The sequence below is a fragment of the Marinomonas fungiae genome, assembly GCF_001418205.1.
GTDB classification, from domain to species: Bacteria; Pseudomonadota; Gammaproteobacteria; order Pseudomonadales; family Marinomonadaceae; genus Marinomonas; species Marinomonas fungiae.
The window spans coordinates 1-20,000 of record NZ_LIQF01000006.1 but is presented as its reverse complement, the minus strand read 5'-3'; the positions used below and the strand labels follow the sequence as shown (position 1 = coordinate 20,000).

Genomic DNA, 20,000 nt, shown 5'->3' with positions numbered 1-20,000 from the left:
CCCCGATAGTAAACCTATCGGGGCTTTGTTGTTTGGTTAGGGACGAAATTATAGGCGTGCCGCTAGCGCTTTAATGTGGTCAGGACCAATACCACAACAACCGCCGATCAGGGTAGCACCCAGCTCGCACCATTTTTCTGCCCAAACTAGGTAGGACTCGGGTGTGAGGTCTGCGCGGACTTCATCTAAGCCATCGTTGGCGGTGGCGTCTTTGGGTTGTGGTGGGAAGGCGTTAGCGTAGGCGCCGATTGCCATCTCTTTGTTCAGCGCTGCTAATGTTTGTTTTGTCACCGTAATGGCGTCAGCAATGATTTCTGGCTGACAGCAGTTAAATAGAATGCCATCTACGCCCGCTGCGACCATCGCCTTTACACCGTCTACTACGGTTTCACCTGAACGTAGACATGGTTCTGTAGTCGGTTCTGCATCTTCCAGTGTGAACGACACCCAGTATGGTTTTTTCTCACCGTCTAGCTCGTCCACGAGCTTTTTCATTAACAATGCTTCAGCCAGCAAACTTTGGGTTTCGTTTAGCCAAAGGTCCACATGAGGTGCTAAGGCTGTGATCAGAGGACGAGCGATTTCTTCGGCGCGATCTGCTTGATAAAGATCGGCGCGGTAAGAGCCAAACAATGGCGCCAATGAACCTGCAACTTTAACGTCTTTGCCTGTTTCTTCAACGGCTTGGCGAGCAACCTTAGCAGAGTCCACCGCTAGCTCGAAAGCGCGCTGTTTGAATACGTCTTCACCAATATGAAATGGTACTAGGGCATAGCTATTCGTGGTGATTACACGTGAACCTGCTTCGATAAAGGACTTGTGAACATCCTTTACGATTTCTGGGGCTTCCATCATAGCCAAGGCTGACCATTCAGGTTGTTTAAAGGGGGCGCCACGGCGCTCTAGTTCACGGCCCATGCCGCCATCAAGTATGGTGACTGTCGTCATAATGCAGTTTTCCGATTGGTTGAAAATCGGCACATTTTAGCGAGGCTGATCTAGAAATAAAATCGAATTCATTATTTTTGGTAGGTCAAAAAGGCTTTTTTGTGCCTATAATGACTAACAGATAACAAAAAATAGCCCTACCCATTAAAAAAAATGGGTCTTAGACCCTGATCCTGTCGATACTACTCTTTTCTTCTTTTCGGTATATTGTGTCACCCTTTAGTTCACGGCTTAATGCTTGGTGTTTCTGCTCTAGGCATGGACTTACAACAAAACAAATGAATGAGGAATGACATGAAACTAGGTTTCAAAAAAGCGCTAGCGGGCTTAGTTGTGGCAAGTTCTGTACTAGGCAGTACAGTTGTTAATGCGGCGAATTCAGCAATCGATGGCATCATGTCGAGCGGCGAGTTAAAAGTATGCTTTGAAGCTGGCTACATTCCTTTTGAAATGAAAACCAAAGATGACCGCTTTATCGGTTTCGATATCGATATTTCTAAGCATATGGCTCATGCCATGGGGGTTAAATTTGTTCCAGTCAACACGGCTTGGGACGGCATCATTCCTGCTTTACAAACCGGTAAATGTGACATCATCAATGGCGGTATGGGCATTACACCAGAGCGCAACCTGAAAGTATTGTTTGCTGACACTTACCTAGAAATGGGGCAAACGGTGCTGGTGACTCCCGAAGTTGCGGCCCAGATTAAAGACTATCGCGACCTTAATGATCCGAAATACCGTTTGGTATCGCAGATTGGTACAACTGGTGCGATTGCTGCGAAGAAATACTTTCCAAATGCGCAGCTAAATTTGTTTGAAACCTCTGCTGACTCAGTGCTACAAGTGAAAAATGGCAAAGCGGACGCGTTTGTTTATGACTTGCCATACAACGCAATGTACGCAGCGCAGAACAAAGGCGGCGTGGTACATTTAGATCAAGCTTTCACTTACGAACCGCTTGGCTGGGCAATTCGCCAAGACGATGTGAATTTCTTAAACTTCTTGAACAATTACCTAGTGCAAATCAAGAAGGACGGTACTTACGATCGTATTTACGACAAGTGGTTTAACTCGGATGCTTGGGTCGATAGCATTCAGTAAACGCGCTACCGATCTGTCAGTCTGACCAAGAGCCTACGATGTTAGGCTCTTTTTCTATATAAGAGACAACATGCAAACACCATCTAACCGCTGGCTTGGACACGGCTTATATCTCGTTATCATGGCGGCCTTGATCGCTGGGATTTATTTCTCGGGACAAAAAATCAATTACACATGGCATTGGGAGCGTCTGTGGCCCTACGTAATTAATACGGAACCACAGGACATCATTGCACAAACAGATGGCACCGCGGTGGTTAGCGCCTCAGGCCAGTTAAGCATTACGCCCGATTACGGCGGCGCGCCGCAGGTCGTGCCGGACTATGACAAGCTGGTGGCCCGTGATGGAGATTTAATTTTCCAAGGCGATACCATTGCCCGTATCGAAGGTTGGCGCTTTGGTCCGATTGCCGAAGGCCTGTGGGTGACGATTGAGATTTCCTTCCTGTCGCTGATTTTCTCGATCTTGCTTGGTGTGGTGTTTGGTTTGATGCGGGTGGCCCATGGTCAGGTATGGCGCAATTTGGCCGTGACTTATGTGGAGATCATTCGTGGTACACCGCTGCTGGTGCAGATCTTTATTGTCTACTTCTTCATTGGCACTGTCTTCGATTTGGATCGTTTTACCGCAGGGGTGGCAGCTTTGTCGATTTTTACCGGTGCTTATGTGGCGGAAATCGTGCGTGGCGGTATTCAATCTGTGCCTCCTGGGCAAATGGAAGCCGCGCGTTCGTTAGGTATGAATTATGCCCAAGCCATGGCTTATGTGGTGATGCCTCAGGCAATCAAGCGTACCTTGCCGCCGTTGGCGGGGCAGTTTATTAACCTAATCAAAGACTCGTCCTTGGTGTCGGTGATTTCCATTACAGATCTGACCAAAGCTGGTCGTGAAGTTGTGAGCGGTAGTTTTGCTCCTTTTGAAGTGTGGTTTACTGTTGCGGCTTTGTATTTAGTGGTGACGGGTGGATTATCTTGGGCCATTCAGCGTTTAGAAAAGAGGTTAGCGGCCAGTGACTAATCAAGCACAAAAGCAGGTATTAATCGCAGCGCGCGATGTAAACAAAATCTTTGAAAATGGCTGTCACGCACTTAAAAATGTCTCACTGGACATCCACCGTGGTGAAGTGGTGGTGATTATTGGTCCAAGCGGTTCGGGAAAATCGACTTTTCTGCGTACGTTAAATCAATTGGAAACCATCTCATCGGGTCATATCAAAATTGATGGTATCGACTTAGTGGATAAGAACACCAATATCAATAAGCTGCGTGAAGAAGTCGGCATGGTGTTCCAATCGTTTAATTTGTTTCCGCACAAAACAGCCCTTGGTAATGTGATGCTGGCACCGTTAAAAGTGCTCAAACGAGACAAAGCTGAGGTTGAGCAAGAGGCCAAAGATTTATTGTACCGTGTGGGATTGCATGACCGTATGCAGAGCTACCCGTCACGTTTGTCGGGAGGCCAGCAGCAGCGTGTGGCGATTGCTCGTTCGTTGGCCATGAAGCCTAAAGCCCTGTTGTTTGATGAACCTACCAGCGCCCTCGACCCAGAGATGGTTGGAGAAGTGCTCGACGTGATGAAAGGCCTCGCTAAAGAGGGCATGACCATGGTGGTGGTGACCCATGAAATGGGCTTTGCCCGAGAAGTCGCCGACCGAGTGGTATTTATGGAAGAGGGGGAGCTCGTCCTCGAAGAATCACCAGAGCGCTTCTTTAATTCTGAACACCCACGCTTGCAACGTTTTCTAGGTCAGGTACTCTAAGCGCCTTTCTATCAGAAACGGTCGGCGCTTGGGTGCTTAGATGAATGAGAAAACACTTCCCCCATTAAATTGGTTACGCACCTTTGAAGTCTCTGCGCGCAGCTTAAACTTTACCAAAGCCGCGCAGGAACTGCATTTAACTCAAGGTGCGGTGAGCCAGCAGATTCGTTTATTAGAGCGCCATTTAGGGGTGTCCTTGTTCAAGCGTTTACCTCGAGGACTCACGCTGACCGACGAGGGCATGTCTTATTTGCCAGTAGTGCAAGATTCTATTTCTCGTTTGGCCGCTGCGACCAATGAGTTGTTCAATTCGGATAAACGCACTCCGGTAAAAATTCGCGGCAGTTTGTCCTTTTTTGTCCATTGGTTGGCGCCGCGTTTGGCGGAGTTTAACCAACAGCACCCTAATATCGACATTCGATATATCAGCTCTCTTTGGGTGAAAGACACGGATGCGGACGATGATTTTGAAATTCGTTGGGGCAACGGCCAATGGCCGGGCTATGTGTCACAGCGCTTAAGTTGGGATACGCTATTTCCTGTCTGCTCGCCAGAGCTTATGGAACGCGAAGCGATTGAAAGTCCTCGTGATTTAGCTAAAACCACCTTGCTGCATGTCCTCGGCTACGAAGAGGGCTGGGGCTACTGGCTGTCGATGATTAACGAAGAGAGTGTTGACCCTTCCCGCGGCATGCAACTGGATACCTTGCTGGCGTCATTGCGTCTAGCAGAGCTTGGTGTAGGGGTGGCATTGGCTCGCTCTTCCATGGTGGAAGATATGCTTGCCGATGGCCGTTTAATTGAATTGTTCGATAAACGTATTCCCGCCAGTGAGTCGTTTTATTTGGTGCGAAAATCCGGCACCGATTTATCTCCTGAAGCCGTATTGTTTTTTAACTGGTTAGAGCGTCAAAGCCGCATAAACTAGTGGCTGCGAAAATCAACGCATTACTTAAGAGAGCCTTGTTATGACAATCGGACGTCAGCGATTTCGTGTATTCCAAAGTGTGTTTCCTATCGAACGTGCGCAGCTGCCTCGGGACGTGCTGGCAGGGCTAACGCTGGCGGCATTAGCGATCCCTGAGGTGATGGGCTACACCCAGATTGCGGGTGTTCCCGTCGTCGTAGGTTTGTATACCATGCTTCTGCCTATGTTTTTATTTGCCATGTTTGGTTCATCGCGGCAGTTGGTGGTGGGCGCGGATTCCGCTACGGCGGCTATGTTAGCCACGGCTTTGGCAGGCATCGCCGTGTCTGGTTCGGATGAATATTTAAGCATGGCGTCCACACTGGCGTTAATCGTTGGCGGCATGTTGTTACTGGCACGTATTTTAAATTTGGGCGTGTTGGCTAACTTTTTGTCTCGTACAGTATTAATCGGCTTTTTGAGTGGGGTGGGCATTCAAGTGGCCGTAGGGCAGGTACCAGGCATGCTAGGTATTCACAGTGACGGTTTGAGTTCCATTACCCATTTGCTGTTGCATTGGCCAACGCTTGAGACGCTGAATGTACACACCTTAGTTGTGTCGTTATCTACCTTGATTGCCGTGGTTGGGATGCATTTAGTTTCGAAGCGTTTTCCGGGGGCCTTGGTAGCGGTTATCGGGGCTATTTTCGCAAGCTGGTTGTTTCAGTTAGAAGAATTCGATATTGCTCTGGTGGGCAGTGTACCGAGTGGCTTACCGAGTCTGCAGTTTCCATTATTTAACTTAACGTGGGAGCAGTTCACGCATTTGCTACCCACTGCGTTTGCTATGGTTATGGTGATTTTGGCGCAAAGCTCAGCCACCTCGCGTGCTTATGCAGCGCGTCATCAAGAAACGGTGAACGATAACCAAGATTTAGTTGGTTTGGGATTGGCCAATATCGGTGCGGCCGTGTCTGGCGCTTTTGTGGTGAATGGCAGCCCAACCAAAACGCAAATGGTCGACGGTGCCGGAGGGCGTAGTCAGTTAGCGCATTTGATTACCGCACTCATTGTTCTACTCATGTTGGTGTTGTTTACTGAGCCGTTAGCCTATTTACCTCATGCAACCTTGGCCAGCATTGTCTTTTTAATTGGCTTCGAGCTAATCGATATTAAAGGCTTACGTAAGGTGCTTTATGAACGCCCTTGGGAGTTTTGGGTATCGGTCGTGACCATGGTTGCGGTGGTGGTGTTAGGCGTGCAATTGGGGATTTTGGTTGCCATAGCATTATCGCTTTTAGTGCATACACGACATGGCTATCGCCCAGTGAACAGTGTGGTGATTTCCAATGGTCATGGGCGTTGGCGTGCTGTGCCGCTGAATAACAACGCGCAGTTAATGCCGGGATTACAGGTATACCGTTTTACTCATGGTATGTATTACGCCAATGCCTCGTTGATGAGTCGCGAAGTCCTGTATTTGGTAAACAGTGCCCGCCCGTCCTTAGAGTGGTTTTGCATTGATGCGGCGGCTGTGGATGATGTGGATTATACGGCGGCGCAAACTCTGGTTACCTTATCCTATGAGTTACGTAAGTTAGGGGTTCGTTTGGTGTTTGCAGAAGTTACGGATCGTGTACGTTATGGTATGGATCGTTCTGGGATTACCCAAGCGGTTGGTGAAGAGGCCTATTTCAGTTCCGTATCCGATGTGGTTGAAGCCTTTTCTGAGCGCCCTCATAACATACCGGTATCGTTGAGTTGATACCGGTGATGTGAGTGAGGACCTGTTTTAAACATGCAGAATACGCATGTATCCGGCAATATCGACTCTAAAGTTTGTGGTTTGTTCGAGATGATCGCGCATCCCTTCAAGCGCTTCCGGCTCCCCGTGGATTAGATAAATTTGTGTGCCTGCTTTGAGCTCAGATGCTTTGAGCCATTGTTCAATATCGACATAGTCGGCGTGTCCAGATAGCGCATCCATACTCTCAACTGATGCTCTGATTTGAATCCATTCACCGTGTAGTTTGACACTGTCGGCGCCGCCCACCATTTTTGCACCTCGTGTACCACCAGATTGATAACCGGCGAACAGCACCGAGGTTTTAGGGTCGCTGAGATGGCGTTTGAAGTGGTGCAGAATGCGTCCACCAGTGGCCATACCACTGCCAGCAATGATGATGTGTGGGTAAGTCAGTTCGTCCAAGGCTTTAGATTCATCCACTTCACGGGTGTAGTGGATGGCTTGGCACATATGATTGGCTTGCTCTACGGTCAGCTTATGCAAGGCAGCGTGTTCGCAATAGAGTTCTGACACGTTAATGGCCATGGGGCTGTCGAGGTAAATAGGGATAGGAGGGATACGCCCTTCCTGCATCATACTAAGCAGCATATGCTGTAGTACCTGCGCTCGACCAACGGCAAACGATGGGATCAATAACACGCCGCCGCGCTTGGCGGTGCGTACGACCATATCCGCGAGCTGTTCATAAGGATCGTCCTGTGAATGGCGACGATCACCGTAGGTTGATTCCAACATTAACAAATCTAGTTCGGGCAGCGGCTTCGGTGGGTAGTTGAGGATGTCATCAGGACGTCCCACATCTCCTGAAAAACCGATGCGCTTACCTTCGGCCTCAATAATAACACTGCCTGCACCGAGGATATGTCCCGCCGGCTGCAGATGGAAGCGAATGTCGCCAACTTGTACTTGCTCTTCAAACTCAATGCCTTGGAATAATTGCATGGAAGCTTCGGCGGTCGCGCGGTCGTACAGCGGCTCAGGGTTTTCATGGCGACTGAGCTTATGCTTGCCGTAAAAACGTGCGTCTTCTTCTTGTAAGTGACCGCTATCAGCTAACAGGATCTTGCATAAATCTCGAGTAGCGTGGTGGGTAAAGACTGGTCCACGATAGCCTTTTTTATACAGTACGGGGACATAGCCTGAATGATCGAGGTGAGCGTGGGTCAGTACCACTGCATCAAGATCATCAATATCAAGCGGTAGAGGTTGTCGGTTACGCTCCCTTAGCCACTTATACCCTTGGAATAACCCACAATCGACTAAAATGCGTGTGGTTTTGGTTTCAATCAAAAATTTAGAACCGGTAACGGTTTCGGTACCACCCAGAAAGATAATCTTCATAACGGCCTCAGACTATTTGAAACGCGGATACTTAAGCGAAAGCTAAACTTAAGTATTACACCTACTTATAGTGCCGTGTCTGTGTTAACAGAGAAAACACTGATCTAGCTCTATATTCCGCATCGTTGCCATAGGATGGACTAGAGCGGGGCTGATATCTTGCATTGATATTTTCTAGTGCACACCCGTTAAGAGATTCTTGAATGAGTATAAAGTTAGCGACGTTAATTCAATCGGCACGTGTTCCGTTTTTAATACTGGCACCTGTGAGTGTGTTTTTAGGCATTTGTACTGCCTATATCAGTGCCGTTGAAATCGATTGGCTTCATGTCGCGTTAGCGGTAGTGGCGGCGTTGTTGGCTCATATCAGCGTCAATGCATTTAATGAATATATGGATTTTCGCTCAGGCTTAGACCTTAAGACTGAGCGTACGCCGTTTAGTGGGGGCAGTGGCGGGTTGGTAGAGAATCCCGCGGCGCTCAACGGTGTTTTAGTCATGGCCTGGGCGACCTTGTTAGGTACTATCGCGATTGGTAGTTACTTTGTCTACCTAAGAGGAGAGGCCTTACTTTGGTTGGGTGCGATAGGCGTCTTGCTGGTGGTGGGCTATACCCCTTGGATTAACCGATCACCCTTATTGTGTTGGCTAGCGCCGGGATTAGGCTTTGGTCCAGTGATGGTGTTAGGAACGCATATCGCGTTAACCGGAGATCTGAATGGCTTAGCCTTGTTGGTATCCTTAGTGCCTTTTATGTTGGCAAATAACTTGTTGCTACTGAATCAGTTTCCAGACATTGACGCTGATCGCGTCAGTGGTCGTCGACACGTTCCCATTATTTATGGCAAATCGGCCAGCCTAGCGCTGTATAGCTTTGGGGTGTTGGTGGCGAGTGTGGCGATTATTATGGGCTGCTTCCTGTCGCTGCTACCGTGGTTGTCATTGCTGGCATTACTGCCTCTATCGTTGGCGATCACTGTGGTGCTCGGTCTAAAGCCACTGCTACGTAAAAGCTCAGCGACGTGGCTGCCATTTCTTGGACGCAATGTGATCATGACCTTAGTGACGCCCCTTATTTTAGGGGTGACGTTGCTACTAGGATAAATCTGTTATTCATAGATTGTGTGAAATACTGTGCGATAATTTAAAAACGTGATTTCTTCATTAAAGCATGGATTTTTATGACCAATGCTAGACGATCATTGACGTCAAATTTATCGAATAGATTGCGAATATGGGATTTAACAGTACGTTCTGAAATATCCATGATCTCAGCAATTTCTTTGTTGTTTTTACCTTGCAATAAGGCATTGGCCGCTTCAGTTTCTCGTGCTGTGAGGTGATGATTCCATTGTTCAGCAGTGGGATCATCATTATTGACATTGTGTACGCCACAAATAAGAGCCCTCATGATGTCATGGCCAATCCAGACGTTACCTTGTTGAATCGTGGTGATCGCTTGCTCAAGGGAAACCAGCGGAATGTCGCTTTCAAGGTATCCTTTTATTCCCATTTTAAATAGCTCGATGGCTTCTGAAGGATTACTTTGATCGACAATAATCAGCACGTAATCATGGTGGCTAATGCACGCTTGGATCTGTTGGCGCTGCGCGGCAAAACTATGCAGGTGAAACAGCGCCACCAAGCTGCCATCGTATTGTTTTGTCAAAACAGAAGCAGTCATCATCTGTTTGCGTTGAAATAGCCAGTGTTTAAAAGTACGTGGTGCGTCGGTATAGATAACGCATGACTCTAAAGCTGTAGCATCGTAGCGGGCTTCAAGATGACTCATTAGGATTCTCTCAAGGCCAGTTCTTTGGTTTTCAAAATAGGTTTCAGCAAGTAATCCAATATGGTGTGTTTACCGACGATAACGTCGACATTTGCCATCATGCCAGGCATAAGATTAAGAGGCTGATCCTCTGCGCCTAGATAGTTTTTCTCAGTACGGATACGTACCAGATAATAACTTTTTCCTTCTCCATCGGTAATAGTGTCTGCAGAAATCTGCTCGACGGTACCGTCTAAGCCGCCATACACGGCAAAATCATAGGCGGTGAACTTAACCTTCGCAGGCAGACCTTTTTTGAGAAAACCTATATCAGATGGCTGTACGCGAGTTTCTAAAACAAGTGAATCTTCGATAGGAACGATCTTTGCCAAATCGCTACCGGGTTGAACCACTTCCCCTAGGGTATTTACTAATAGCTCTGAAATAACGCCGCTCACGGGTGACTTGATATTGGTGCGTTGTACCTTGTCCTCTAACGCCACATTGATATTTTCTAATTGTGAAATGCGGGCTAAGGTTTCATTTAGAGACTCTTGCGCCTCGTTGCGGTTCTTTTGACGTATTTCGGCGATTTTTTGCTTCGTTTCAGCAATCAAAGCGCGATATTTAGGAATCGACTGCTCGATGGAATTAAGTTTGCCAAAGGTATCGTTACGCTCACGACGCGTTTTCAATAAACTTACTTCGGAAGCAAAGCCACGTAACACCAGTGGTTCAGTCATCTCAATTTCTTGATCTAATAGCTGCAGCGAGTTGCGTAATTGATCTAGTTGCTCGCGTGCGTTATCCAGCTCTGTTTGGTGCTGTACGATCTGTTGCTGAATAATACCAATCGCAATCGCTTCCTGCTTTTTACGCTCTAGCAGTAGGTTCTGCTCGCGAATATAAAACTGCTTTTCGAAGTCAGATTCATAGTCTTGTGGTTTTACGAACTCTGCGGTATTAGCTTCCGCTGTTAGTCGTGCAGCTTTGGCTTTCAGAGCTTGCATTTCTAACAGCTTTTCGCTGAACGAGCTGGCAAACTGAGTATTATCAAGCAGGATTAAGGTCTGCTCTTTTTCAACAAGATCGCCAGAAGAAACCAGAATTTCACCGATTATACCCCCTTCAAGGTTCTGCACGATCTGTACCTTGTTAGATGGTACGACTTTTCCAGAGCCGCGTACGATCTTATCTAGCTCAGCCATATTGGCCCAAACGATCAACCACACTACCGCGAATACGATCGTCCAGGTAATCAATGTGGTATAGCGTTTTGGTTGCTCTAAGGTTGCTTGGCTAAGGCTAGATACAAACTCAATATCCTCTTGGGGAAGCATTTGCTTTGGATGTTTTTTGGCCATGGTTAGCTCTCTGATTCTGCACTAGAAGATGTTTTTTGCTGTAGGCTTTTCAATACAGCATTCTTTTCACCGTCGGCCACCAGTTGTCCGTCTTCGATGACCAGAATCCGGTTTACCAAAGCTAGCAGGCTCATTTTATGAGTCACCAGTAAAAAGGTGGTATTCAGCTCAATCTGCTTAAGGTTTTTAAGAAGAGTTAGCTCGGTAGTGCCATCCATAGTATTAGTGGGTTCATCCAATAATAGGAAAGGGGCATCCAACAATAGGGCGCGTGCAATACCAATACTCTGACGCTGTCCGCCAGATAGGTTTTGGCCGTTTTCGCTGATTTGTAAGCCATATCCTGCTGGATGACGCTTAATAAAATCATCTACGCCAGACAGTTTTGCTGCGCGCATAATGACCTCATCTTCAACGTAAGGTGCGCGATAGGCAATGTTTTCTCGCACATCACCACGGAACAAGACCACATCTTGCGGCACATAGTTGATATTACGGCGTAGCTCTGCAGGATCGAGCTGCTGAATATCAATACCGTCAATTAAGATGCTGCCTGAGTCGACCGGATAAAAGCCCATAATTAGCTTTTCAATAGTGGTTTTACCTGAGCCAATGCGTCCAATAATGCCCACCTTTTCATACTTGTCGATTTTAAAAGACAGGTTTTTAAGGGTTGGTTTGGTATCCCCAGGGTAAGTAAAGGTAACATCGACAAATTCGATGCAGCCTGCAAAATTAGGGTGCGTAATAAAGCGCTTATCGGCAGGGCGCTCAATCTCTTTTGCCATCAGGTCATTGAGTGAATAGTAGGCAGTTTTAGTTTGTTGATAGCTGCCAAGCAGTCCCGCAACTTGCCCCATCGGTGAAATGGCCCGTTGGCTTAAAATCACGGTTGCGATCAATCCCCCAAGCGTTAAATCACCATCGGCAATTAAATATACGCCCGTCAATACTACCAATACCGTGCTCATCTGTTGCATGTAACCAGTCATACGTGAGACCGAGCTTTGCAGCATTTTGGACTTTAAACTGGTACGTGATATCTCACCGACGGCCTGTTCCCATTTCCACTGCATTTTCGACTCAACCCCCAAGGACTTTATTGTTGCCATAGTGGAAAGGGACTCGATAAGCACACTGTTTTTTTGATCTTGGGCTTGGTAGGTTGCCTCAATACTACGTTGAATGGGTTTGCGGATGATGAGGCTATAGGCAATCATCAACAAAATAATGATGATCGGTACCCAAACAATTTGTCCTGCAAGGTAGAAAATAGCCGCTAGAAAAATGATCACAAACGGCAAATCTACCAAAGCAGAAATGGCGCTGGAAGTGATGAAGTTACGGATACTATCAAACTCTTTCAGTTTGTTTGCAACGCTGCCCACGGTGCCGGTGCGGTTAGCTTGGGTCAAACCTAAGGTTTGTTCAAACAGCTTAGCGGAAATTAAGACATCACTCTTTTTTGCAGCCGTTTCGAGGAAATGCGTACGCAAATACTTCAGGGCGAAGTCGAACAAATAGATCACACTAATGCCAAGAACCAAGACCCCAAGTGATTCCATAGCATTGTTCGGCACGACGCGGTCGTAGACATTCATCACAAATAAGGGATTGGCTAAGACAAATAAATTGATGATGAAAGATGCCGCGACCACATCACGATACATCGACTTGCTTTGCCAAATAGACGACCAGAACCAATGTTTGTCAGACTGATAATCGACTAATGGTTTAGAGGTGCTGTTATGTTGCTGCACATGACTAAGATAAATGGCATAGCCCAGATACTCTTGCTCCAAAGCATCTAGATCTACTAGCTTCCAGCCGTCTGGTGCCGAGCTATAAATGACCTTCGCTTGACCTGTTTGTTGATGGACCTCCTGTAGCACACAAGCAGCATTGTCTTTGAGTGTCAGGATACACGGCAACACAAGTCGTGGAATCGCTTCAATAGAGCGTTTTTTAAAACTAGCTTTTAAGCCTGCACGCTTGGCGGCACGCTTAAATAGATCAGGTGTGAGCGTGTCATCATTTAAAGGCAAACCAGCAGTTAACGCATCTTTGCTAAAGGGGGTTTGTGCCAGCTTTGTATAGATGGCTAAACACTCTAATAATGGATCATGGGACTCGATGTGTTGAGCATCCTGATCTAGTTGATAGGTAAAAGCTTCACTCATAATGGAATCGGCGTACTGAAGTAATAACCTTGGAAGTAAGTCACACCAGATTGCTGGAAGGCCTTAAGTTGTGTTTCTTTCTCGATCGACATGGCAAACACGTCGATGTCTAGATTACTGGCCACTTCACAAATACTGTTAACATAAGAGCCTGTGCTGTTGTCTACTTCAATCTGATCGCTAAAAGAGGCGTCAAGCTTGATGTAGTCCGGCTGAATCTCTTTAAGATATTGCAGATCTGCAACTTGAATACCAAAACGGTCGATCCCTACTTTAAAGCCGAGTTTTCGCAATGTGTTAAAGATTGCCTTCGCTGTATCTAAATGTTCATAGATAGCAGCCTCGGTAAACTCGAAGGCTAAATTTGCGCCTTGTGCTTGTTGGAATTTAGGCAACAGCTGCTCGAATAGTTCAGCGTGGATAAGCAGTGCTTTACTCAAGTTGATTGAATGATGCGAGCTGCTGTGATGTTTCTGTAGATGAGTGGTGACCAGTTGCAGCACCAATTCATCGATCTTGCTCTGCATATTTAATTGTTCTACGGCTGGCATAAAGTAGGCTGCCGATTGGATCTTGCCATCTTCTGCGACCATACGTACTAACAGCTCACTGTCGTATACGCTGTTATCAATGCCATAAGCTTCTTGCTTGAAGAGTTTAAAGCGCTGATCTACGATGGCTCGGTCGATAAGTGCTTGCCAATCTTTGTTATTGAAGCCGTTATGAGAGTTTTCTTGCTGTAATTGAACCGGTTCATTGCCCGCAATTTCTGCCTGTTGAATTAAAAAATCTAGCTTACTAAAAAGGCTGGACTTTGACTCATTAGGTTCATAGCGTGCGATAGCAGAGGTCAGAGTAATAGGCATATCAGCTAAGTTTAATTCTTGTTGTAGACTACTCGGGTAAGTCAACAACGACTCCACTTTAGAGCGCAAGACGTCAGCTTCAGCGTTGGGCAACACCGCAATGAGTTCGATCCCGTTCAAGCGAGCGAAAATGACATCGTTTAGGGCTAATTCCTGACGGAACTTCTGAGCAATGTGTTTAACCAGTTCATTACCTAGCTGATAGCCGTATTGAGTATTGAGTTCTTTCAATCCGTTAATGCGCAATAGGCAAACACTGCCTTTGGCGCTGGCTTGTTCCGCATCGACAATGCTGTTGAACGTCATGTCGAAATAATGGCGATTATATAGTCCTGTAACACTGTCTTGATAAGCCATCGCGCGGAGCTTTTCTGCTACCTGCGCTTCGCGAGTGAATACCTGCTGTAACTTAGTGACCATACCGTTCATGGCGCCTGCTAACTGACGAAATTCAGTGGTCGCCGGTAGGGGATTTTGCAAAATGTATTCCTTATTAACAATGGCATGGGCTTGTTGCTGAGCTTTGTTAAGAGGACGTAATAAGAAAAGAACCGCTAAATAGGCGCTGCTTAAGAAGATGGCTGCGGCAAATAAGAACCATTGTACTAAGCTTTTAAACACTAACCATAACTCAATGTAGGCATAGCCATCTTGAGCTTGTACTTGAAGCTTGCCAATAGGCATCCAACCTTTTTGGACCACCGCATGAGAGGTTGGGATGTCGATGTCGACTAGTCCTATAAACCAAGCTGGTACATCGATTTGGTCGGAAGGATTAGTACGCATGTAGATGTCGTCGCCATCCATATTTACCAGCTTGATCATTGCAAAATGTCCGCGATCAAAAATCGCATCAATCATGGTTTGAGCGCTTGATGGGTTGTCGGCCACCGCACTCAACGATAAGCCAAGAGAGTTGGCGGTATCGTATGAATGAGATTGCAGCTGCTTTTTCAAAAATGCTTGTGTGGTCGACATATTCAAGCCAAACGTGCCAACTAGCAATACTAGAAGCATGACGCTTATAAAAATCAGAATATTTGACTTAAAACTCATAATGAATCCATTGTTGAGTAACGGTTAAAAGGTCTATTTCAAAATGCCTTGTTGCATGCGATTGATCATTTGCCCCCATAGGTGCATCGAGCTTTCAAAGCCTTGTTTACTCGAAGCCTGTGTTGAGTCACGTAAGTCTTTGGCATTAAAGCTGTAGATCGGGATCAAGTCTGATCTTACGCTCGCCTTGAGCACTCGGTCCGTTAAACTGTCGAGGACCAAGGGCTCTGAAGTTGGTGTTCTAAAGTAGGTTAGCACCATATGAGAACGCTTAATTCGAGTTGCGGTTACATAAGAGAAGTACAGCTTCTTCTCGTCTACACCCATGGCGATCAAGGTGAAATACTTGGCGATCGCAAAGTCCTCAGCATCGCCTTTATCCTTGGCCAAGAGCTCTGCTGGCGTTGACCAGAAATCGTTGACGCCCCAGACTTGTTTATCTTCGGTGTAGGTGACCTTGCTAAAGAAATCATTTACCAAATTGATCTTAAGGCGTTCGGGGCGATTGGAATTCTCAGCGATCAGAGATAGCAGTGCTTGCATGCGTCGTACAGCAAGCACTCCATATTTCTTACTCGCAACATTAATCTCGTTTTGAGAGATTACTTGGGTGGAAGTGGCACTTTGCGCAGGTAAAGTTATAAAAAAGCAAAATATTATCCACTTTACATATCTATGCTTTGATATCACTATATGTATCCATTGCAAAAGCCATTTTAGCATTACTGAGGTGAATGTAGCATTGCACTTTGTGGTAGAACATTTTGCGTCATTACCTCAAGTTCAATACGGCGGTTTTCTTGACGTCCTGTATCGGTAGAGTTATCCGCTATGGGTGAAGAATCACCTTGACCGATAAGGTATATTTGCAAAGGGTCTACATCAGAATGAGTTGTCAAATATTGCTTAACACTTGCAGCTCTATTCCAAGAAAGACGGACATTGTCAATATCACGACCAACACTATCAGTGTGGCCTGTAATTAGAACTATTTCATCTGCTTGTAGATCCTTTAGTGTGCTTAAATCTTTCATTAAGAAAGATTCTTGATCAGGACGAACTACCCAAGAAGCTGTATCAAATACGATATTCACGAGTAAAGAGGTGCGTGGTTGGCAGCCGAACTGATTCACCTCGACACCCATTGGAGTATCTGGACACTGGTCAATATTGTTGGCAATGCCATCATTGTCTGAATCATCAACGATTTTACAGCCATCTACATCCACCTTAGTGCCTAATGGCGTCATTGGACATCGGTCTTTTGTGTCCACAACGCCATCATAATCTGTATCCGCTGCACAGCCTAAAAAGTTTACAGGTGTATTCGCTGGCGTGTTGGGACACTGATCATTTTTATCGTAAATACCATCCTGGTCAGAGTCTAAATCACAACCGATAGTGTTTACTGTCTCAGATAATGCGGTATTTTGGCATTGGTCATAGCGCGTAGTTACACCATCTTGGTCAAGATCAGAGTAAACTTCGTTAATTTCCTTAGTCGATAAATCTTTATTATCAATCTGTGATGAAGGCTTATCTTCAGCCAAAGTAATGCTGCTGGCCAATAGTGCTGCAGTGATTGGTAACCATACAAACTTCATACTAACAGTCCTTTTGATCTACTTAACGCTGTTTACGTCATTAATTCGATGAGTGGCTTTTTCGATTAATTGCTCGGTAATATCATTAGCTAATAATGAAAAAGCGTCCTTTTGAGCTTGTTGTCCATCAGATGAAGCATAAGTTGTTGTACTGCTTAAAGAGTGGAAAGCCTGCGCACTTCTATCTTTAAATTCGAAATCAGCCACTAGCTCGACCTCTCCTTGATCAGAGTAACTGTCGATAAAGTATTCTAAAATTAAAGAAGGTCGACGAGCACTGATATTCAAGCCTTCTGACTTGAGTTCCTGTACTAGTAGAGCTTCAAACTTTTCGGTTTCAGGTGTAAGTGCGTCTAAACTGATCATAAAACTGCTGAACAACTTATTTATTTGAAGATCCATCAACTCAGCCATTCTGTCATTAGCTAGTTTAGGCTGTTCGTCAAAGCGCTCTAGCAGTGCTATTTGTAGTGCTTTACGTTTTTCAATAGAAGGTAGTGCGGGTAATAAGGCCCATAATTGTTCAAGCGCGCTACCACGATAAGTGGCGTGCTTGAACATTGATAAGCGACTATCAGCATTTTCTAAGTCTGCTAGCAATTCATCTTTTGAAGCATTAGCTAAGTAATCGAAGTTGATGTTCATATCCGAACGAACTTGGTTACGTATCTTTGATTCAAATGAGTTTGTAGCTATCTCACCTGCTTTGCGGTGAGACAAGATGCCCTCAGAAAAAATGCTTTGTAAAGTCTGTGAAGATACTTCGACAGAGGTATTTTGATTGGCATCGGTCACCACCTGCTGATTACTACAGGCTGCTAATGCTATGCTGCTAGCAACCAATAAACCAACGAAATGTTTTTTACTTTTCATCATTATAAATCCCTTTATTGGTCGTTCTGAGCTAGGTGGGTATCAGCATTGATAAGATCGTAGCTTAAGTCGAAGCTTGGCAGTAACGTGCCCATCCCTGCCATTACACGGTAATTAGCTTTAAGAAGCTCATATTCGCTGCTGATCAAGTTCTGTGTGGCACTGTAATATTCGTTTTCCGTGTTCAATAGGTCGAGAAGAGTTCGACGACCTAGAGTAAATTGATTACGGTAACCGGTGAGCGTGTCATACGTGAGCTTGATATGCTGCTCAATGTAAGTAAGCTGCTGTTCAACATAGGTTTTTGCATTCCAAGCGTAACGAAGGTTTTCAATGACTTGACGGCGTGTATTATCACGCACTTCATTTGCCTCTTGGTATTCATGCTTGGTTCGGTCCTTATCGGAAGAGTCGCGACCACCACTGTATAGGTTATAGCTTAGGCGCAGCATAGCTTGGAAGTTATGATCTTTACCTTCGATACCGGAAATATCGTGATCAAATGTCTGTTCCACAACTAAGTCGACACTAGGATAATGGAAACGGCTAGCAGCCTTATATTGATACTCTGTTTCCAAAACGTCATTGTTGGCTGTGCGCAAAGTGGGGTGCTCGTTTAAGGCAAGTTCTGTTGCTTTTTCTAATGACTCGGGTAGCTGCTCTTGGAATACAGGCTTAACCAGCATATTGTCTGGGTCACGGCCTAAGACTCGACGAAAGCGGGCTTGTGCATCAAAGTAATTATTCTCTGCGGCAGCATAGTTTGATTCAGCTAAAGCTAGACGAGCGCTTGCCTGATCGACTTCGACTTGATCTCCGATACCTGCATTATTTCGTTGCGTAATCTGCTCAAAAATTTGTTCATGAGTACGCATATTCTCGAGTGCTAATTGGCGGAATTCCTGTTCCTTTAGCAAATCTATGTAAGATTCAATCATCTCAAGAGCAACATCGTTTGCGCGAGCTATAGCGACGAAGGCTTGAGCGTTAGTGCGGTACTCTTGTCGCTTTACTTCATTTACATCGCCAAAACCATTGAATAGGTTTTGTGTTAAAGAAATTGAAGCTTCCTTACGCGTTAAGCCATTCCCTGTATTATCTATACTTTGGTTATCTACTTCTTCATAACCAATCCCTGCGTTCAAGTCAATGCTAGGGAGGTAACCGCTTTTTGAACCGCGTAAATCTGATTGATAAGAGTGGTAGCGTTTAACTTCAGCCCTGAACTCAGGGTTATTAATAACGGCATCGTTTACCGCTGATTCTAAAGTTGTGCCAAAACTGAAACTGGAAAGGCCAAGAGAGGCAACAATGACCGTGTAAGGTAGAGATCTTATGAGCATAATATTCCGTTGCTTCCGTAGATTTTTAAGGGATGCAGATTTAATAATAAAAATGCTTCTTGAGGAAGGGTGAGATATGTTTTTATGTGAAAAAATGTATTTTTTTGTAAGTTATTTTTGATTTTCTGCCCATATGCTTTTTTCTTGTATATCAGTCAGGTGATTATATTTACTGCGCTATGGCGGTGTCGTTAAGGAAGAGAAGAATAATTTTGGTAATGTAACTAAATGTAAGGGATTCACAAATAAAGCCACTATGTCTTTTTGTTATAAATTGCATGTATATTATTTATTTGTTTGCCTTTTCTGTTGGGAATATGACTTTGCATATTTTAATGCGCACCATACTGTCCTTAAGTACATTAGTGCTTCGTTTTAATTTTGTTATATTTCGTCGAAATATATTGTATTTAAAGGACGCTCAATATGGCTGTAGTAGCAGGTAGAATCATTGGGATCAATGGTGAGGTATTAGTTTTAGATACAGAGACGCAGGAGGTACGATCAGTACAAGATGGCTCTGAAATCTTTTTGAATGAGGTTGTTATCACCCAAGAAGGCTCAACTGTTGCAATTGAAACAATTGATGGCAGTACAATTTCCTTGGGAGGCGATACACAGTTTGTTCTGAACAATGATGTCGTTCCTCTACAAAGTCTTGAAAACTTGCCTAATGAGCTGACAGGTCGATTTGAATCATTACAGCGCGCTATTATCGAAGGTCGATTTGAAAGTGTGGACGGTACGCAAATCACGTTGGCAGCAGATCAGCAGCAAGCTATTCAAGCGCAAGCTGAAGTTATAGCGCAGTCTAATCAAATAGAAGACGAGCTAAGCTCTTCAAACCAAGAAGGTGTAGCGGATCAACGTACTGCCGGAGAAGGGCAAGTAACTGCAGGTTACGTGACAGAAACACGTGACGTAGAAACCGAAGTCGAGGCGCAACAGGTCATCAACGACACTCCACAATTTATCATTCCCCAGCCAGAGCCTGAACCAGAACCAGAACCAGAACCAGAACCAGAACCAGAACCAGAACCAGAACCAGAACCAGAACCAGAACCAGAACCAGAACCA

The 20,000-nt window shown here is 45.4% G+C and carries 17 protein-coding genes; 7 read left to right on the top strand and 10 right to left on the bottom strand.

The genetic code is table 11. The features are described 5' to 3' along the window. Positions 1-48: 48 nt before the first annotated feature. Positions 49-948, bottom strand: a complete 900-nt coding sequence (locus tag ASC49_RS10235) for a homocysteine S-methyltransferase family protein (protein WP_055463154.1) — start codon at positions 946-948, stop codon at positions 49-51. A 294-nt stretch (positions 949-1,242) separates the two neighbouring features. Here ASC49_RS10235 and ASC49_RS10230 point away from each other — a divergent pair, with 294 nt between their 5' ends. The 5 genes from ASC49_RS10230 to ASC49_RS10210 all read left to right on the top strand — a co-directional run bounded on the left by ASC49_RS10230 (position 1,243) and on the right by ASC49_RS10210 (position 6,484). Further along, a complete protein-coding gene (locus tag ASC49_RS10230) occupies positions 1,243-2,052 on the top strand; it encodes a transporter substrate-binding domain-containing protein (RefSeq protein WP_055463153.1) in 810 nt (269 codons plus the stop codon). A 70-nt stretch (positions 2,053-2,122) separates the two neighbouring features. Next, positions 2,123-3,070 (top strand): amino acid ABC transporter permease, encoded by a 948-nt coding sequence (locus ASC49_RS10225; RefSeq protein ID WP_055463152.1) that lies wholly within the window; start codon positions 2,123-2,125, stop codon positions 3,068-3,070. After that, on the top strand, positions 3,063-3,812 hold the full coding sequence (locus tag ASC49_RS10220; protein ID WP_055463151.1) for an amino acid ABC transporter ATP-binding protein: 750 nt from the start codon (positions 3,063-3,065) through the stop codon (positions 3,810-3,812). Before ASC49_RS10225 ends, ASC49_RS10220 begins: the two co-directional genes overlap by 8 nt. Before the next feature lie 40 nt (positions 3,813-3,852). After that, the gene (locus tag ASC49_RS10215; protein WP_055463150.1) at positions 3,853-4,740 is read left to right on the top strand and encodes a LysR substrate-binding domain-containing protein; all 888 of its coding nucleotides are present in this window, start codon (positions 3,853-3,855) and stop codon (positions 4,738-4,740) included. Between the two features lie 40 nt (positions 4,741-4,780). Then, positions 4,781-6,484: a SulP family inorganic anion transporter gene (locus ASC49_RS10210; RefSeq protein ID WP_055463149.1), complete on the top strand. Its 1,704-nt coding sequence runs from the start codon at positions 4,781-4,783 to the stop codon at positions 6,482-6,484. A gap of 27 nt (positions 6,485-6,511) precedes the next feature. On the opposite strand, the gene ASC49_RS10205 is transcribed toward ASC49_RS10210, so the two are convergent. Beyond that, positions 6,512-7,867: an MBL fold metallo-hydrolase gene (locus ASC49_RS10205; protein ID WP_055463148.1), complete on the bottom strand. Its 1,356-nt coding sequence runs from the start codon at positions 7,865-7,867 to the stop codon at positions 6,512-6,514. Positions 7,868-8,070: 203 nt separating this feature from the next. On the opposite strand from ASC49_RS10205, the gene ASC49_RS10200 reads away from it, so the two are divergent. Further along, on the top strand, positions 8,071-8,970 hold the full coding sequence (locus ASC49_RS10200; protein WP_055463147.1) for a prenyltransferase: 900 nt from the start codon (positions 8,071-8,073) through the stop codon (positions 8,968-8,970). Positions 8,971-9,010: 40 nt separating this feature from the next. On the opposite strand, the gene ASC49_RS10195 is transcribed toward ASC49_RS10200, so the two are convergent. The 8 genes from ASC49_RS10195 to ASC49_RS10160 form a co-directional block, all read right to left on the bottom strand. Next, positions 9,011-9,658 carry a response regulator transcription factor gene (locus ASC49_RS10195; protein WP_055463146.1) on the bottom strand — a complete coding sequence of 216 codons (648 nt, stop codon included), beginning with the start codon at positions 9,656-9,658 and terminating at the stop codon, positions 9,011-9,013. Next, the gene (locus tag ASC49_RS10190) at positions 9,658-11,001 is read right to left on the bottom strand and encodes an HlyD family type I secretion periplasmic adaptor subunit (protein WP_055463145.1); all 1,344 of its coding nucleotides are present in this window, start codon (positions 10,999-11,001) and stop codon (positions 9,658-9,660) included. Before ASC49_RS10190 ends, ASC49_RS10195 begins: the two co-directional genes overlap by 1 nt. A 2-nt stretch (positions 11,002-11,003) precedes the next feature. Next, positions 11,004-13,181, bottom strand: a complete 2,178-nt coding sequence (locus ASC49_RS10185) for a type I secretion system permease/ATPase (protein ID WP_055463144.1) — start codon at positions 13,179-13,181, stop codon at positions 11,004-11,006. Next, the gene (locus ASC49_RS10180) at positions 13,178-15,103 is read right to left on the bottom strand and encodes a bifunctional diguanylate cyclase/phosphodiesterase (RefSeq protein ID WP_055463143.1); all 1,926 of its coding nucleotides are present in this window, start codon (positions 15,101-15,103) and stop codon (positions 13,178-13,180) included. Before ASC49_RS10180 ends, ASC49_RS10185 begins: the two co-directional genes overlap by 4 nt. 33 nt (positions 15,104-15,136) lie before the next feature. Then, entirely contained in the window at positions 15,137-15,664 is a 528-nt protein-coding gene (locus ASC49_RS10175; RefSeq protein WP_162265209.1) for a transglutaminase-like cysteine peptidase, read from the bottom strand. 161 nt (positions 15,665-15,825) lie between these two features. Beyond that, a complete protein-coding gene (locus ASC49_RS10170) occupies positions 15,826-16,707 on the bottom strand; it encodes an OmpA family protein (RefSeq protein WP_055463141.1) in 882 nt (293 codons plus the stop codon). 18 nt (positions 16,708-16,725) lie between these two features. Continuing rightward, positions 16,726-17,583 carry a hypothetical protein gene (locus ASC49_RS10165; protein ID WP_055463140.1) on the bottom strand — a complete coding sequence of 286 codons (858 nt, stop codon included), beginning with the start codon at positions 17,581-17,583 and terminating at the stop codon, positions 16,726-16,728. 11 nt (positions 17,584-17,594) lie between these two features. Next, positions 17,595-18,923: a TolC family outer membrane protein gene (locus ASC49_RS10160; protein WP_055463139.1), complete on the bottom strand. Its 1,329-nt coding sequence runs from the start codon at positions 18,921-18,923 to the stop codon at positions 17,595-17,597. Between the two features lie 426 nt (positions 18,924-19,349). Between ASC49_RS10160 and ASC49_RS19965 the strand changes: the two genes are divergently transcribed. Then, positions 19,350-20,000, top strand: a 651-nt coding sequence (locus ASC49_RS19965) for a hypothetical protein (protein ID WP_211262048.1), incomplete at its 3' end; no start/stop codon positions are given.